Origin of the sequence: Lentimicrobium saccharophilum (assembly GCF_001192835.1) — a bacterium.
Lineage (GTDB): Bacteria > Bacteroidota > Bacteroidia > Bacteroidales > Lentimicrobiaceae > Lentimicrobium > Lentimicrobium saccharophilum.
In genome coordinates this window covers 1,953,494-1,970,517 of sequence record NZ_DF968182.1, presented here as the reverse complement: position 1 = coordinate 1,970,517, position 17,024 = coordinate 1,953,494, and the positions used below count along the sequence as shown (strand labels likewise).

Below are 17,024 nucleotides of genomic sequence, written 5' to 3'. Positions count from 1 at the left end.
TATGGAACAGACAAATTATTCTAAAGTATATCGAATAATTCATTGGACGATAGCAATATCATTTACTTTATTACTATTGACTATCTTTTTGAGATTGACGTGGTTGAATAAGTTTAATGTTGCAGCCATTATTCAAGATTATTTGAGCGGTACCGACCAGACATTATCTCAAGAGCAACTAATTGTCTTAGCCAAAAAAATTCGACAACCAATGTGGGATTGGCATATTTATATCGGATATGTATTGGTTGGATTATTTAGTATTCGCATCATACTTCCGACATTAGGGCAAATGAAGTTTCAAAATCCTTTTACTAAAAACCTAACTGTAAAGGAGAAATTTCAAAAATGGACTTATCTAATATTTTATATCTGTGTTTTAATTTCTTTGGTAACAGGACTTATCATCGAATTAGGACCAAAAGAACTAAAAAAACCAATGGAAGAAATTCACGTTTTGGGCATCTACTATTTAGTAGCATTTATTGGGATACATTTAGGAGGTGTCTTAATGGCAGAATTCACTAATCAGAAAGGTATTATCTCAAGAATAATAAGTGGGAAAAAAATTGAAAAATAGAAAGTACGAACGCACAACAGCGTGTATAAGAAATAGCGGGTTCAGTGCTAAATCAAAGGTCAGTGCTTTTAATAAAAGTCAGTACCAAACTGAAAGTGAAGTGCTTTTTAATCCGCTACTTCTCATACACGCAAAACGTTGTGCCCAATTGTATGAAAACACAGACACATAGACAACTAGCATCACAATTAGCTCAGAAAATCATGGATAAAAAGATTTCTTACGAGCAATTTGTTGACCAATATCCTACTGACACTGGAGACGATGAAATAGATTCATTGTTTGATTTGATAGAACATCAACCAAAACTCGGGGGATTTTTAGGCGTGAGACAAAGTACTTATGATGATTACAATTCCGATATTTTTAGACTTATAAAAAAATTAGAAAGATAGATGGATACTTTGTCATTAGAATATGGCATTAGAAATGGTGAAACATTTAAGAATGGTTCTTTAAAAACTGAGCGAAAATATGTTGATTTTGTGGTCTCAGGCCAATCACTTGGACAGATTTTTGGATTGCCTGATTCCGACTTGATAGGAGTTTTTGGTTGGAGCGATAATAGAGATTATGAAAACAAACAAATTGACGAATTTCTTGGATTTGAAAGCCCTGAATTAAAAACTGGTAGAATACCTTTTTACGTCTGTCCCGAATGTGGTGACATTGGATGTGGCGCAATAACTGCTAAGATTGAGTTTTCGGATAACTTTGTGATTTGGAAAGATTTTGGATATGAAAATAATTATTCAGAGCCAGACTTAGATGATTACAAAGAGATTGGACCATTTACATTCAAGAAAGATGATTACTTTCAGATTTTAGATAAATTGAAACAGAAATAAAAAACAACTGGGCACAACAGCCGGTATAAGCTATTGCTGTCAGTGGGTTGCGGTGGTTAATACTCTTGGTCAGGATCTGCTAACTAGACAAGCAAGCGCTTTGAATCACGCAACAGCTCATACCGGCAAACGTTATGGCACATTAAATTAAACAAAAGTTCAAGCAAATGAACAAAATATTATTATTTTCGACTCTTGTTCTTCTAACACTAAAGACTTACTCCCAAAACAATTTTGATTATGGATTGTCTAAGTTCGACTTCGAGAATTACGAAAAAGAAAACCCCTCCTTTGAAAACATTGATTCAATTCTTGGCATTGACAAAGAAAGTATTAATCAGTCGTTAAAATCTCTTACAGGATGCTTTTTCTCAAATATTACTTTTGAGAAAGGGCAAATAATAAAGACTGGCTCAAAATTTTTAAATCCTAATTTTAAAAGGTTTTACAACAAAAAACAAAATGACCCTGAGAATTTTTTGTACAATTTGCCATCCTATGAATTGATCTACAAATTTCACAACTCACAGATTGAACAATTTTATTATTTCAATATTTACTTGAACAGTAAGGGTGAAATAATTGGACAAAACAATTTTCTCCATTCAGACAAAAAGGACTGTACTCTTATTGACTTTGAAAAAGCAAAATCAATTGTAAAAAATAAATGGAAGAATGATAAATCTGATATTTATGTGAGATTTGGATATTACGGTAAGAAAAACTGTATTGCCTGGAAAATTTCCAGATCTATTAGAGGTGAGCATGATGGATATCTTGGAGAGATGCAAACCTTTATTTTAGATGCTGTAAATGGGAAAATTATATACAAGAAAAAAGAAAAATTACTATATGAATAACGTGCCATAACACGCAATAAAAAACATAGGGCAAAAAGTGCTAAATTTGAAGGACATAACATTTAATAAGCGACTTAGTAACTTGAAAGATAAGCGCTTTGAAATGCCCTACGTTTCTTATTGCCATCCGTTGTAAACCATACTGAAACACATATAAAACAATACCCATGAAAAAAACATTATTTGGAATACTCTTATTGATTCCATCATTTGCATTTGCGCAAAGTAGTGAAAAGAACTTTATTGACTTTAATTACATTGAAGTTACAGGAAAAGCAGAGATGGAAATAAGTCCGGATTTGATATATCTTAAAATATTGCTAAATGAAAAAGATAATAAAAACAAGATATCTATTTCTGAAATGGAGCAACAAATGGCGGACAAACTTAGTGAAATTGGAATTGATATCTCAAAGGATTTGCTTGTTAAAGATATATCAAGCAATTTTAAATATTATCTATTGACTAAGAATGAGATTTTGCTAGCTAAGGAATATCAAGTAATAGTTAGAGATGCCAAAACTGCCAGTAAGGTATTTATTGAATTAGAAAAAATTGGAATCTCAAACGTCTCAATTGACCAGCTTGACAATAGTAAAATTACAGAATATAGAAAAGAGGTTAAGATGGAAGCAATAAAAGCTGCTAAAGAAAAGGCTCAATCATTAGCTATGGCCATAAATCAAGATATTGGAAGAGCAATTTATATTCAAGAACTGAACAATAGCTATGTAGATAATAGAGCTTCGAATTTTGTTGTTAGAGGATATGCTAGCTCTAATATATATGGCTCGCGCGCATCGGATCTAGATATTGATTTTGAAAAAATTAGGTTGGAATATAGCATATTGTGCAGATTTGAACTAAAATAGGTAGTACGGTTTACAACAAACGGTATAACCAATTGCCGGTGAATTGGTTATTTAAAAATTACAATTTTTACTAACTTTCCGGTAACTAGACAGAAACTCACATGTACACGGCAACTGGGTCATACCGTCGGACGTCAGTCCGTCTAAAAACCTCCTTTAATTCTCATTTTACTTCAATTTTACACTGCTAAATTAACAAATACTTAGGTTCTAAACAACTTGATTTTTCAAGCGAAACTTGAAGCTGATTTTTTTGCATGCGCCAAAAATGCTCTAATAAAGCCCAAAAGACGACAATATACATCAAAAAATCAACAAGAAAACACCTAAGTGCTTCTTTTCCAATGATATTCAAAATTCTGCGCAAATTGTAGGCCGTGAATACCAATCCTACATCGGCCGAGGCACGTTTGATGCTTTTTTTGGTCATGATGTAATTGAAGCCCCATTGCCTTTTTATTGTGCCATAGGGATGTTCCACAATGGCCTGTCGTCGGCGGTAATAGTTCTGGTTATGTTGGATGCGAATCTTGTTGGCTTCTATGTATTCAACATATTTATTGCGCTGGACGATCTTTCCGTTCTTGATGGATGTAGTGCATAACTCCCTCACCGGACATGTTTTACAGTCAGGTGTTTTGTATTGTTTAAAAGGTGCTGCTTTGCTTTGATACCAGGTGCCATTGGTGTGTAATTCCGATCCCTGTGGACAAACATAATAGTCTCCTGCTGCTTCATAACGAAAATGCTCCACATTGTAGGCTTCATCGGGTGCATTGGCGGCCACAGCAGGAATAGCTACCAACACCTCAACGCCTAGCTCTGCTGCTTTCTCAAATTCACTGCCTGTGTGGTAACCTTTGTCGTAAAGGGCTGTAAATGTATTGTTTCCAACAATGACTTTTGCCCGGCGCAACATATCGCCCATGGCTTTTGAATCATTCTCATTGGTTACTTTGTAATCAATCGGAATGTTGTGCTGATCGTCCACTGTGGTTTGCACATTGTAGGCTACTTCGGTGATGTTGTTGCGGGTAATCATCTGACGGCTCTCAGGGTCTGAGGTTGAAACCTGAACTTCACCGCTTTCTACCAGCTGCTTCTGGATGTTTTCGTAGGATTGCTTGCGTTGCTGCTGTGTTTCAATTTGTTGCTTTAGTTCTTGCTCTTTTTCTTTATCGCCATCATTTTCAGCTAATTGCTTCTCATATTCTCCCAGTTTATTCTCGATATAATCTAAATGGCGCTGGATTTTCTTTTCGTTGAAATTGTTTTTCTTGGAGTTCTGTGCCCTGAGTTTGGTGCTGTCGCCGGCCAGCAGTTTGCCGCCAATCAGGTTGAAGTGCTTTGCCAGGGCAACTGTTGCTCTGAACACTTTTTTAATGGCGTTGGGGTTATCTCTGCGGAAGTTACTGATGGTGTTGTGGTCGGGGTTCAGGCCTTTGAGCAGCCACATCACTTCGATGTTGCGTCTGGTTTCCTTCTCCAGCTCACGTGACGAGCGGATCCTGTTCATATAGCCATACAGAAAGAGCTTGAGCAAGTCCTTGGGGTGATAGGCCGGGCGACCGTTCTCCATGTGATCAACCTTGAATCCAAGTGACTTAATATCAAGGCTTTCCACAAACAGTTCGATCATCCGCACCTCATTGTCGGAACTGATGGCAGCTTCCATACTCATTGGAAAGATATGCAGCTGTTCCCTGTCCTGTCCTTGTTGGTACTTCATTTAAGTTGTGTTGTTTACGCATTAAATGTACAACTTATTATTGGATTATTACGACATTCATTATTGAAAATTTATGCTGTTTTTTTCGGGAGATGATACGGGGTTTTTAGACAGTCTGACGTTGTACGCAATTTATAAAATGAAGTATCTACTATTAATAGGAATAATCTTAATTCTATTCGGATGTACCCCACTTTCGAAAGTTGGAATTGAATATTATGATATAGAACATATAGAGAAAAGTGACTTTTCTTTACTAAATGGCATTTACGAAAATCAACATGATACTGTATCTGGTAAACTTAAACACTCTCCTGGAAATGGCTTCGATGAATTAGAAAGACTTTCGATATTGAATCAACTTTTTCTATCTGTACCTGAATTGTCTTGGAGGGACAGTTTGGGAACTATAATTGAACCTAACGAAAAATTTATTCAGATTGAATTTATTGACTCGAAAAAAGCTTATGTAAGCTTCTATCATAACCATGACTTCATTTTCACTAAAAAAATACGTGGAAAATTTAAGAATGGATATTTTTATTTAAGACCTAAAGGGTTTATTATTCCTCTAATTCCCTTGATATTCGGATACAATTTCCAAAGAACAAGAATCGGAAAATCAGGAGATTTTTTATTAATAGATTACACTGTGAATAGATGGGCATTTGCTTTAGTTGCTGGTTCTTCTGACAAAGGGTATGCATCTTCAAGATATAAAGTGATTAAAAGAAAATGAAAAAAGCGTACAACAGCGTGTATATCCAATGCGATTGAGCAGGTTTGAGTTTTTTAAAGTACTTTTAGCAGGCTGAGCTTGCACTGTATATACACGCGGACGTTAGCGAAAATGCCGAAGGCACGCAGAATCGCCGTTGCACGGCTTTACTTCTGCTATTTTCGCTAATGGCCAGGCAGTAGCCTCTATTCGCTTTCGTGCCTTCGGCACTATCCGCTAACAGCGGATAAAGCGAATAGCGTCTAAAGGCTTTACGTAGCCATCGAGAGCAAGCTCTCTGGCTACTCGCCTTATCCGCCTGGCCATTGCCACCAATTGTATGAAAGACACTGTGAAACATATAACAATTAGAATTTCGAAACCAGAACTTGAAGTAATCAATGAGATTACGGCTAATTCTGATAGTTTATTCGAATTAAATCAGATTAATGAAAATGAATATATTATAACATTTGACAACATAGATAACGCTTCGGAACTTGATGAGTTAATTAAGGACAAATTAATATATCAAGGATTTGACCGAGACTATAACCCAAACAGATTTGGATTAATTTGTGAGAACTTGATTGATAAATTTTATAATGCATTAGAATGAGAGATTTAAAAAATACCTTACTGATTGTTTTTGTTTTTTTGATTGCATTTTCGAGTTGCAGCGGACTAAGAAAAGCAGATAATAAAGTTGTTAATGTGAATATTGACTCTGTTTATAATCATATTTTAATGGACTCTATATTAGTTTCTGGTTGGTATTATATAATTGAAACAAACAATGGATTTAAAAGACAACTTGACAAATCTGATGAATTTTATTTTGTTGACCCTAGACCAATATTAGTAAAAGACCACTTTGATAAAATCGAACTTTTTGAAACCGATTTTAAAGGACAATATCCCGACTACATTGGATTAGAAATAAGGATTAATAAAGAATATGTCAATCTATGGGCAACAGCGACTGAAAAATCCATTGGTAAGCGATTAGGCCTAATAATTGACAATAAACTTGTAAATGCTCCACAAGTCAATGCTAGGATTGAAGGAGGAATGACTGCATTGAACCGAAGTGTTTATTCAAAAGAAGAATTAAAGAAATTTAAAACGAGATTGAAATAACAACAGGTGGCAACAAGCGGTATAAAAAATTGCCGGGTCGGTAGGTCATTCAATGGTTGCAGCCCGCTTCAACTTTTGTGTACCTTGATAAGAAATCGCCCGCAATCGGCAACTTTTAATACCGCCACCGTTAGCAACCATAATATGAAAACGATCATCTTGACAATTTTAATATTTTTGGCCTTACTTTCATCTGGACAGAACCAGAGTACCAAGAAGATTGAACTGCTAAAAATTATATCATCGAAATCATTGCCGGACACAGAACTTGAATACAGCGTTAATGGTATTGTCTTGCGATTTAGCAAAAGTTTGTCGCTGAAATATTTGGACAGCTTACAACTCAGAAATTTTGAAACCACTCTCGACACTTCTGCATTCTCTAAACAAGATCTTGAAAATGTAGCTTTATTGATAAAATCCATTCGTGAATATCTCAACTCCAGCGGAATAATTAAACTGACAGTCCCTCTAAACTTTGATATTATTGTTGACAAAGATGCGAATTATAGTGGTGCAATATTGGGAAGTGTTAATAGTTTACATGATGATTTAATTTGTCAAATGCTAGACTCCGGTGAATTTAACATTTTTTCAAATGGTATAAAACTTCATTCCATAACTAAAGCCCATGTTGTAGAGGAAGATTTAGGATCGAGAAGTGAAACTATCCGATACTATTCAGAAAACAGTAAAGAATTAAAGACATGTTGTCCTTGTTATTTCCTTTTGTCGAATTCATCGAAAAAGAAATAATTACGGTTGCTAACAAAGGCTAAAACGCTATCGGGCGCATGGTTGTAAGGAGAAAGATTGTACATTTATTGGAAATTGTGCTGGCCGGCAAGGTTTTTTTTCAAAACTGCCCGCCAGCGCTTAGCCTCAACCGTTGGCACCAATGCTAATAAATAAACCCAATGATTTACTATTTAAATAATGCCGGATTAGATGAATTAAAAAAAAGGAGAAAAGAAAATCTCAAAATATTCATTGGTTTTCCTCTCTTCTTTATTGCATATTTGTGTCTGTCATACATTAGTATGAGAGGTTCATTGTTCTTTTGGGCTTCCCTTCCCATCTTTCTGTTATTATTTGTATTTATAGGAATTATTTCTCCAACTATAGCAGCTAAGAAATTTGGAAAAGTTATTTCGAAGTTAACATTTGAAGATTCAAGAATTAATTTGAGTACAGAAAAAGTAAATTTCATCAAAGGAAAGACAATTAATATCTTGGATACAGATTATGAATTAGCAGAAAGCAAATCTATACAATATGGTAACGGAAAGACAAGCGGATTGATTATAAAAACAAAGGGGAGTGGTGAATACTTTCTCATTGAAATTTTTTTTGATGAATTCGAGGAAATTAAAAATAGAATGAAAAGATAAAGCACAGGTGCTAACAAAGGCTAAAACGCGAGCGGGCGTATGGTTGTATGAAGAAAGATTGTACATTTATTGAAAATTGTGCTGGCCGGAAAGAGATATTTTCAAAACTGCCCGCCAGCGTTTAGCCTTGGCCGTTAGCAACAAGCAGAAAAAAATCATGGAACATACGTATTGCATAAATATATTCAAAGCCTTGTTAATTATGCTATTAAGCATTTCAAGGCTGTATGCACAGGATTCTCCTTTCCCCGACAAATCTGAATTGGAGGGAAAAAATTCAGGAGATTTTGTCATTAAAAGTGGTACCATTTACAAGAACAAAGCAGATTTTGGATTAATTCTAGTACCTGAGAGCAGAAGTAATCCTCAATCACGACCCATAACCATTCCATTCATCAGACATTACGCCAGAAATGACTCAATTGAGAAACCAATTTTCCTATTGGGTGGTGGACCAGGAAAAAGTAATCTATGGACAGAGATGCCGGAAGTATTCTACACTCATAATGATGTCATCAATGTTGGTTATCGGGGTGTTGATGGTGATATTAAGCTGAAATGTAAAGGAATTGGAGAAGCTATGACCATAAATAATCCTCTTTCGCCAGCCTCGCTTATAACTATGCGAAAAACATTACGGGGAACTTACGATTCTCTTCTACAGGAAAGTATTGATTTAAATGGTTACAATATGCTTGAAGTTGTTGATGACATAGAGGCTGTACGTAATGCTCTGGGATATGAGGATTTCAACCTTTTTTCAACAAGCTATGGAACGCAGGTTGCATACATAGCTTGTTTGCGTTATCCACAGTATATTCATCGCAATCTTATGATTGGGGCAAGCAACAGGGAGCGTCTTTTATTGGGTTGGGAACCTGAAATGGTTGACAAGATGCTGAATAATTACAACACTCTATGGAAATCAGATTCTGAAGCTGTTTTAAAATCACCCGACATTCTAATAACAATTAAAAAAGTGTTTCAAACGTTACCAATTGAATGGCAAAATATCAGGATTGATCCTGATAAACTAAAGCTTGCTTCGTTTTATTTGTTATACGAAACGGAAACAGCAGCAGCGCTCTTTGATGCTTACGTTGCAGCAGAAAAGGGTGATTACAGTGGTTTGGCGTTGATCTCACTGGGTTATGATGAGACTGTTATTGATACATCAAGACAGTATTGGGGTGATTTTATTAATAAAGTTGTCAGTGGTGGTTTGGATACAACGAAAAGCTATGATTCAGAACCTACAGGTTCAATTTTTGGCTCCCCTTCAAGAAAATTCTGGTGGAATTCAACTTCATTGGGAGGATGGCCGGTCAATCAAATTCCAACTGAATTCCGACAACTTGACACCATAAAGGCTAAAACACTTATAATCAACGGAGAACTGGATTTCTCAAGCCCTCCTGATTACATTATGGAATTAAATCCTTACTTGAGTAATGGTAAAATTGTTATTATCCCGTCAATGGGGCATATGGAAGTTGTATATAATCAACGAGAAGGTTTTGAACATCTTGTAGATAAGTTTTATCGTAATGGGATTGTCGATACTTCAAAATACATCCCTAAAAAAATTGACTTCACCCCTGCCGAGACTTTTCAAGATGAGGCAAAACGATTGTTTCAGAATGAGATCAAGTAAGAAAAGAGAAATTGAAATTATAATCTGCCAGTTGCTAACAAAGTGTATATGCCATAAGGGTTTCAGTGGGTATTCAAGCCTTTTAGCCCGCTCAAACTTTCATGTTAGTGGTCAGGGAAATGCTCCGCAAACCCTTACGGCACATACACTCGACCGTTATGCACAAATTAAAAGAATGAGAACACTGCTGATTTTAATAGCTATTATTCTTGCAAGTTGTACTTCAAAAACTTATTTGGAGAAGGCTGAAAATGAGATAAATGAAAACATTGACAAAAGATTGACGATAAATAATTCAAATTTTAACAAAGAACTTGAAGTTTACTTTGAGAATTATTTAAGTTCAAATCATATTGTAAGTAAAAATGAAGATAAAGGATTGATCTATTATAACTATTTGAAATTTGTACCTGATCATGGAGGAGGTCTAAACAAAATTATTAATGATTCATTGACAGCAAAAATAAAAAAAGAACTGGAATTCATTGGTTTAGACTCAGAAAATGGAATACAAAAGCTGTTTTATGAGACAGTAAAACCTGTAGTTGAAAAGTACCACGATAAATTTAAAGCAGAAGAATTTAACGATGAATTAATACATGGAATTGCGGTAAATGATCCAAATGTTGAATTAAATATGATTGTAATAATTAATGGATTACTAAAAAAGTATGATTCCTCTGATTTTAATAGACCCTTTTTACAAAAATTTGTATTACTACTTGTTTTCGTACAACTTGAATTAAATGAATAATCTGTGCATAACAGGCGGTATATTTTATTGCCGAGATAGTGCTGAGTTCAGCTTTTCTGCATCTAATAAACTTTCGTATAACTTGACAGGAAAGTACTTCGAAATCGGCAACAAAAACATACCGCCAAAACGTTATGCGTAATATTATCAGACCATTTTTTCGAAAATCTATGAAATCAATCTTTATAAAAATATTGCTCTTGTTGTTTGGAGTAGAGGCTTTTGCAACATCACAAAGAGCTGATAAACTCCTATACAAAGGAATTGAGTATGATCTATTTAGTAATCCATTAGAAATCTATTTTGAGAAAAATCCTGACAAAAGGCCTAGACATGTTTATGGAGGTGTAATTATTGAATCTACTGACTTATGGCGTGGATATGTTGCTACTTTTGAGATCAAAGACAACAAACTCATAGTCAAAGACATTCAAATACATTGTATTGACACTGCAGATAGGAACAATCATGACATAAGTTGGGAAAGTGTTATAATTGAAGTTTTTCCCGAACCGAAAGAAATGGAGGTTGATTGGTTTACGGGATTGCTTGTTTTACCTTTAGGAAACCTTATGAATTATGTTCATATGGGTTATGGTTCCACATACGAAAACTATATCTTACTAGAGATTAACGAAGGAAACTTGGAAACGGAAAAACACTTCAATTACATAGAGTATGAGAATTTCAAAGGAAGGCAGTTTCAGGCATTCAAAAAGACAAGAGAATACAAGAAAATCAAGAAAGACTTAAGAAAAGGCGGAAATTCGAAAAAATTTATTGACTCATTTTTAAGAAGTTATGTAACAGATTACACGTCAAAAATCCTGATTGAATAAGAAATACTACGCACAACAAAGGCTAAACGCTAACGGGCGCATGGTTTTAAGGAGAAAGATTGTACATTTATTGAAAATTGTGCTGACCGGAATGATATATTTTCAAAAGAGCCCGCCAGCGCTTAGCCTCAACCGTTATATGCTATGCAAAAGAAATCAACAAACAAAGCAAACATTATATTTAAAAATAATTGAAGGAAAAATAAAATGACCTAATGTTATTTGTCATCATGTCATTTACTTTTGTAGAAGAAAAGAATACGTTACTTCAAGAATACTATTTTTTTGTTCACATAACTAATCAACGTGGGCTGCTCGGATAGAATATCATAACCAATTAAACCATCCAATTTCAAATTATACCCCTCATTCAAATGAGAAATATCACTGAATGCAGTTTGGGTTTTTTTGAATTCAACACCTCCAATAACCATCGAATCTAATTTTCCAGTATATATATCCACTACATTCAGGTCAGCTCCACCCATCTTGTCTTTCTTTAACTTTCTGAAATTTGGTTTTAATTCGTCTTTCAGTTTAATATCAAACAAGCTAGATTCTGCTCCGCAATCAATTCCAAACATATATTCTTTACCGTTAATTACACCCTTAACTACTGCAATGTGCCCCTCCATTTCAATAGGCACTTCAACTTGTCTTTTAGATTTGAAGTTGCTTTCTAGAAAGTCTTTTGTAGCCTCTGGTTTAATGAATGTAATTGTATTTTTCTTGTAATCAAAAAACAAATCATATTCCTTATAAACATCATAACCGAGCAATCCATAAAAAGTAGTTTTAGTAGCCTTCTCCAAATGGGATAAATCCATAGAAATCACATTTTGGGTATCCATTGATATTCCGCCAAAGTCAAAGCTTTCTATTTTCGCTACACCTACATTGGAAATTGTGCCTCCTGCACCTTTCGTATTACTCAAAGTCAATTTATTATCTGTACTATCCTTTCCAAGATGTGCACTATTTAGAACAAAAACTGGAGCACCGTTATCAATGAGAAATGTTCTGGAAACCCCATTTAATTTAGTCTGTACCGAAATCAGGTTACCAATTCTTTTAAACGGTATAGAAAAAAAAGCTTTTTCGCTTTGGGTAACTTGGGCATCTGCTTTTGTTGCCATTACCTCCATTGGCAGAAGCCCCAATTCTTTAAGTTGATTCTTTTCATTGAAAATAAAGGTGGATTGTTTTACCCCCATTTCTCCAAATTCTGCTTCATAAACCAACGTCAGTACATCTGTTTTAACTTCACTAACTTTTTTGATATTCGTTACTTTCATATTCAGCTGGTCAAATAGCTGTGGCAGAATTAACAGCGCTACTTCACCGGTATATCCTGCAATAGTAAAGTCGGGCGATAAGTGGTTCATTAATGGCTCAGCACTTTTTCGATTGATTGCTTCGTAGGTTTGAAAAACAATTTTTTCACATTCTGCTGATTCCTGCGAAAAGGCAATATTGTTTAATACTAAGAAAATTACTATGGTTACAATTCGTTTCATATCAATTTTTTTGATGTTTGTATAGAATAAATTACTGTCCTTTTTGATGTTGTACCTTAGTAGGTAAAAGATCCATCTTTATCAGCTTGTTGTTTTTATCAAAAACAAAAGTTGACTTCTTCAATCCCATCTCTGCAAATTTTGCTTCGTAAACCAAGGTTAAAACATCGGTTTGTTTTTCGGAGAATTTTTTAATGTCTGCTACATTGTCCTTTAAGCTGGTGATATACACCGGAAAAATCTCTAGTGCTATCTCACCCTTTTGTCCAGCCATACTAAAATCTTTAGATAGATACTGAGTAAGATGATTTGCCTTTCTTTGATTAATACCGTTGTAGATTTGTGCTACAATGTCTTCGCAAACTTGCTTGTTTTGCGCAAAGGAAAGACTGGCAAAAGCGCAAGTGAATAAAATAATGGCCATAGCCATCCCTGAATTTTTGATTTGATTTTTCATCGTTTTAATTGTTTAAATATTTACGGTACAAAGGTGTGGTGACTTATCTTAACAGAATGTTACCGAAAGTTATCGTTCGTTAAAGTTGAGAACTCCTGACTGCCTTTTCAATTTATTTTAGTAGTTTTAAACTATGAAAAGACATCAAAAAACTGTCCTCTTTATTGCTACAATAGTGCTGCTAACTATTGGTATTCAGGCGTATTGGAACTACATACAGTATGCCAGCAACCGCAGTCTGGTAATTAACGACATACAACGCATTCTGGATGATGTAACCATGGAGTATATCCAATCGCATTCCAATGGCAAAACCCTATCCGATCAGGAAATAACCAAAGAAATCGGTGATTCGAAGAGTGACTCTATACAAAGAATTGTAAATAAGGTCCTTGAGGAATTAAAGATGGATCAACATCTAAGTGCATTGAATGACAATTCACCCTCAATAAGTTATAGTGTAATTGATGTCAAGGTGAATTTAACCGAGTTTGACAGCCTACTAAAGCAAGAACTTAAGCTATACAACTATACCTTGGATTATAGACTAAAAGCAATTGATAATAGCCTAGTAACTGACTCATTAGGTCAATTGTCGGACAATTTTAATATGCTGCAGGCCAATTCATCATTAACTCCGCTTGGATCGAGTACAGATATTGTCATGAATTATGCCGATCCAGTTTTACCTTCATTATTGAAGGGTTTAACCGGGATAATATTATCGTTTATTCTGTGCTGCATAGTTATTTTTGCCTTGTATTATTTATTGCAAATAATTAAAAAGCAGAAAGATCTATCTGAAATTAAGCACGACTTTATAAGTAATGTTACACACGAATTTAAAACACCTATAGCCACAGTGACTAGTGCATTAGAAGCCATTAAAAATTTCAGCAACGAAGAAATCTCAGATAAAACAAAACGCTACCTCGATATTTCCGAACAACAACTGAAAAAGCTTAATCTGTTGGTAGAAAAAGTAATGGAAACATCCCTCCTTGAAAGTTCAGAATTGAAACTGGATTGCCAAAAGAATGATTTGGTGAAGTTGATTAAAGAGTGTGTGCAAAGGCATCAACTAAACACCGGAAAGAAAATAATCTTCGAGAGTACTTTTGATTCTCTGGAGTGCGAACTGGACGGATTTCATTTTGAAAATGCAGTGTCGAACCTTATTGACAATGCAATAAAATATGGTGGTATCGAAATAACGGTAAGCATCACAAAGGATAGTGCCGACCAAGTTCAGATTTCGGTACACGATAATGGAGAAGGAATTTCAAAACAAGACGAACCTTTCGTTTTTGATAAATTTTACAGAGCAAGAACAAAGAATATGCATAGTATAAAAGGTTTTGGCATTGGCTTATATTACACCAAAAACATTATTGAAAAACACAAAGGAACAATTGAATTAATAACTCCAAACAAATTTTTGATCAGACTATGGATAAGATAAATGTACTTCTGGCAGAAGATGAAATTGCATTGGCCACTATAGTTAAGGAAAGTTTGGAAACCCGTAATTTCCTTGTTACTGTTGCCAATAACGGAAGGGAAGCACTGGAACTTTATCAGAAAAACGGCTTTGATGTATTGTTGTTGGATGTGATGATGCCTGAAAAAGACGGCTTCACCCTTATTCAGGAAATAAGGCAAGAAAACGAATCCATTCCAATCATATTGCTTACATCTAAGTCGCAAACCTCGGACGTGGTGTATGGTTTTAAAACGGGAGCCAACGATTATATAAAAAAACCCTTTAGCATAGAGGAATTAATTGTTAGAGTAGAATCATTGCTAGGAAGACAAAGCCAACAATTTGAAGACAAAGTATTTAAATTAGGAAACTATATTTTTGATTTCAGTAGACAAACAATACAATACGAAACAGAGGTTCACGCACTCACATTTATGGAAGCGAAGCTGTTGCTGATGCTTATCGATAATAAGAACGAAATTGTGGACAGGTCATTAATACTAAAGAAAATATGGGGAAGCGATACTTTTTTTAATGGCCGAAGTCTGGATGTGTTTATCACCAAACTGAGAAAAAAACTATCCAGCGACCCCAATATAAAAATCATCAATAGCCGTGGACATGGATATAAAATTGTATTCTAAGTGAAAATACCTAAATCAACACTGACAAAATGCACAGCATATAACAGCACCTACCCAAAAGGCGGGTTTTTGTGCATTAAAGACAGATTTGTGGTGAACGAAACTTTAGTACTTTTAATCAACATTTGTGGTGAATCGCCCGCCCTTCGGGTAGCTGCAAAACGTTAGCACCAATGCTAATAAATAAACCCAATGATTTACTATTTAAATAATGCCGGATTAGATGAATTAAAAAAAAGGAGAAAAGAAAATCTCAAAATATTCATTGGTTTTCCTCTCTTCTTTATTGCATATTTGTGTCTGTCATACATTAGTATGAGAGGTTCATTGTTCTTTTGGGCTTCCCTTCCCATCTTTCTGTTATTATTTGTATTTATAGGAATTATTTCTCCAACTATAGCAGCTAAGAAATTTGGAAAAGTTATTTCGAAGTTAACATTTGAAGATTCAAGAATTAATTTGAGTACAGAAAAAGTAAATTTCATCAAAGGAAAGACAATTAATATCTTGGATACAGATTATGAATTAGCAGAAAGCAAATCTATACAATATGGTAACGGAAAGACAAGCGGATTGATTATAAAAACAAAGGGGAGTGGTGAATACTTTCTCATTGAAATTTTTTTTGATGAATTCGAGGAAATTAAAAATAGAATGAAAAGATAAAGCACAGGTGCTAACAAAGGCTAAAACGCGAGCGGGCGTATGGTTGTATGAAGAAAGATTGTACATTTATTGAAAATTGTGCTGGCCGGAAAGAGATATTTTCAAAACTGCCCGCCAGCGCTTAGCCACAAACGTTATGGGCAACCTTAACAGACCGACAAAATTAATAAATAAAAGAAAACAGTGCCGACAATTGAAATAGTATCTATAAACTCGACAAAAATTGGACTAAGCCAAACGGACTTTGATATTTCTATTATTGAAGAAAACAAACTTATTAGTCATCGCAGCCTATTTTATGACCTGCTTTTAGAACAAAATGGAGTCATTGTTCACATTGGAAATCCTGACTTAAAGGACGACAAAGAAGGTGGATTTTATGCTGGTGCTATAGTTGACTGGGACTTTGAACCTGGAGACATTATTATCCCAGAGTATGACGATAACGACCCAACATATAATCGTGGAGCAAATCAACAATTTAGGTTCAAGTTTTTAAAACAATATAAGTCTGACATTGACAAATTATTAAAAATTGCATTAGATAACTCACCAATTAAAAAAGTTTATTTTTTGACAGACTATCAATTTGGACCAGAAAATGGAAAAATTGAAATCATATATACAATCACAGACCTTTGGACGCAACACGACAACGAAGGACTAGGATTAAACACTTTATATGAAATCTATGGACGATAGAAAGGCAGCCCATAACAGCACCTACCCAAAAGTGGCGGTTCAGTGGTTAAATCAAGCTTTGTGCTTCTATCAAAGTTCGTGCTTGGTTGACTGTGAAGTGCTTCGAAATCGCCACCTTCGGGTAGCTGCAAAACGTTATGGGCAAATTTAAAAGCCACACAACAGATAAT

The 17,024-nt window shown here is 34.9% G+C and carries 20 protein-coding genes; 17 read left to right on the top strand and 3 right to left on the bottom strand.

Annotation, left to right across the window (positions count from 1 at the left end; translation table 11 throughout):
- The first annotated feature begins 1 nt into the window (after position 1).
- The 5 genes from TBC1_RS07580 to TBC1_RS07560 all read left to right on the top strand — a co-directional run bounded on the left by TBC1_RS07580 (position 2) and on the right by TBC1_RS07560 (position 3,160).
- The gene (locus tag TBC1_RS07580) at positions 2-580 is read left to right on the top strand and encodes a cytochrome b/b6 domain-containing protein (protein WP_062042871.1); all 579 of its coding nucleotides are present in this window, start codon (positions 2-4) and stop codon (positions 578-580) included.
- Positions 581-732: 152 nt separating this feature from the next.
- Positions 733-975 (top strand): hypothetical protein, encoded by a 243-nt coding sequence (locus TBC1_RS07575; protein WP_062040339.1) that lies wholly within the window; start codon positions 733-735, stop codon positions 973-975.
- Positions 976-1,428, top strand: a complete 453-nt coding sequence (locus TBC1_RS07570) for a hypothetical protein (protein WP_062040337.1) — start codon at positions 976-978, stop codon at positions 1,426-1,428.
- A 167-nt stretch (positions 1,429-1,595) separates the two neighbouring features.
- On the top strand, positions 1,596-2,288 hold the full coding sequence (locus TBC1_RS07565) for a hypothetical protein (protein ID WP_062040335.1): 693 nt from the start codon (positions 1,596-1,598) through the stop codon (positions 2,286-2,288).
- A 167-nt stretch (positions 2,289-2,455) separates the two neighbouring features.
- Entirely contained in the window at positions 2,456-3,160 is a 705-nt protein-coding gene (locus TBC1_RS07560) for an SIMPL domain-containing protein (protein WP_062040333.1), read from the top strand.
- Positions 3,161-3,347: 187 nt separating this feature from the next.
- Here the strand turns inward: TBC1_RS07560 and TBC1_RS07555 are convergent, their stop codons facing one another.
- Positions 3,348-4,889: an IS1182 family transposase gene (locus TBC1_RS07555; protein WP_062040331.1), complete on the bottom strand. Its 1,542-nt coding sequence runs from the start codon at positions 4,887-4,889 to the stop codon at positions 3,348-3,350.
- A 139-nt stretch (positions 4,890-5,028) separates the two neighbouring features.
- Between TBC1_RS07555 and TBC1_RS07550 the strand changes: the two genes are divergently transcribed.
- From TBC1_RS07550 to TBC1_RS07515, 8 genes are all read left to right on the top strand, one after another.
- Complete coding sequence (locus TBC1_RS07550; RefSeq protein ID WP_137305516.1) at positions 5,029-5,628, top strand: hypothetical protein; 600 nt, start codon at positions 5,029-5,031, stop codon at positions 5,626-5,628.
- Between the two features lie 319 nt (positions 5,629-5,947).
- Positions 5,948-6,226, top strand: a complete 279-nt coding sequence (locus TBC1_RS07545; protein ID WP_062040327.1) for a hypothetical protein — start codon at positions 5,948-5,950, stop codon at positions 6,224-6,226.
- Entirely contained in the window at positions 6,223-6,747 is a 525-nt protein-coding gene (locus tag TBC1_RS07540) for a SecDF P1 head subdomain-containing protein (protein WP_062040325.1), read from the top strand. The genes TBC1_RS07545 and TBC1_RS07540 overlap by 4 nt, the downstream gene beginning before the upstream one ends.
- A gap of 144 nt (positions 6,748-6,891) precedes the next feature.
- Positions 6,892-7,503 carry a hypothetical protein gene (locus tag TBC1_RS07535; RefSeq protein ID WP_062040323.1) on the top strand — a complete coding sequence of 204 codons (612 nt, stop codon included), beginning with the start codon at positions 6,892-6,894 and terminating at the stop codon, positions 7,501-7,503.
- 161 nt (positions 7,504-7,664) lie between these two features.
- Positions 7,665-8,138 carry a hypothetical protein gene (locus tag TBC1_RS07530; RefSeq protein WP_062040301.1) on the top strand — a complete coding sequence of 158 codons (474 nt, stop codon included), beginning with the start codon at positions 7,665-7,667 and terminating at the stop codon, positions 8,136-8,138.
- A 76-nt stretch (positions 8,139-8,214) separates the two neighbouring features.
- On the top strand, positions 8,215-9,792 hold the full coding sequence (locus TBC1_RS07525; RefSeq protein WP_062040321.1) for an alpha/beta hydrolase: 1,578 nt from the start codon (positions 8,215-8,217) through the stop codon (positions 9,790-9,792).
- Positions 9,779-10,546: a hypothetical protein gene (locus TBC1_RS07520; protein ID WP_137305512.1), complete on the top strand. Its 768-nt coding sequence runs from the start codon at positions 9,779-9,781 to the stop codon at positions 10,544-10,546. The genes TBC1_RS07525 and TBC1_RS07520 overlap by 14 nt, the downstream gene beginning before the upstream one ends.
- A 170-nt stretch (positions 10,547-10,716) precedes the next feature.
- Positions 10,717-11,385, top strand: coding sequence for a hypothetical protein (locus TBC1_RS07515; RefSeq protein WP_082189520.1), 669 nt, complete (start codon positions 10,717-10,719; stop codon positions 11,383-11,385).
- 263 nt (positions 11,386-11,648) lie between these two features.
- Here TBC1_RS07515 and TBC1_RS07505 read toward each other — a convergent pair whose 3' ends face one another.
- Both TBC1_RS07505 and TBC1_RS07500 read right to left on the bottom strand, forming a co-directional pair.
- Complete coding sequence (locus tag TBC1_RS07505) at positions 11,649-12,902, bottom strand: aspartyl protease family protein (protein WP_062040313.1); 1,254 nt, start codon at positions 12,900-12,902, stop codon at positions 11,649-11,651.
- A 31-nt stretch (positions 12,903-12,933) separates the two neighbouring features.
- Entirely contained in the window at positions 12,934-13,359 is a 426-nt protein-coding gene (locus tag TBC1_RS07500) for a hypothetical protein (RefSeq protein ID WP_062040311.1), read from the bottom strand.
- A gap of 133 nt (positions 13,360-13,492) precedes the next feature.
- Between TBC1_RS07500 and TBC1_RS07495 the strand changes: the two genes are divergently transcribed.
- The 4 genes from TBC1_RS07495 (at position 13,493) to TBC1_RS07480 (ending at position 16,854) form a co-directional block, all read left to right on the top strand.
- Positions 13,493-14,821: a sensor histidine kinase gene (locus TBC1_RS07495; RefSeq protein ID WP_062040309.1), complete on the top strand. Its 1,329-nt coding sequence runs from the start codon at positions 13,493-13,495 to the stop codon at positions 14,819-14,821.
- Positions 14,809-15,486, top strand: coding sequence for a response regulator transcription factor (locus tag TBC1_RS07490; protein WP_062040304.1), 678 nt, complete (start codon positions 14,809-14,811; stop codon positions 15,484-15,486). Before TBC1_RS07495 ends, TBC1_RS07490 begins: the two co-directional genes overlap by 13 nt.
- Positions 15,487-15,678: 192 nt before the next feature.
- Positions 15,679-16,152 (top strand): hypothetical protein, encoded by a 474-nt coding sequence (locus TBC1_RS07485; protein WP_062040301.1) that lies wholly within the window; start codon positions 15,679-15,681, stop codon positions 16,150-16,152.
- Positions 16,153-16,335: 183 nt separating this feature from the next.
- Positions 16,336-16,854, top strand: a complete 519-nt coding sequence (locus TBC1_RS07480) for a hypothetical protein (protein WP_062040299.1) — start codon at positions 16,336-16,338, stop codon at positions 16,852-16,854.
- The last annotated feature ends 170 nt before the right edge of the window (positions 16,855-17,024 follow it).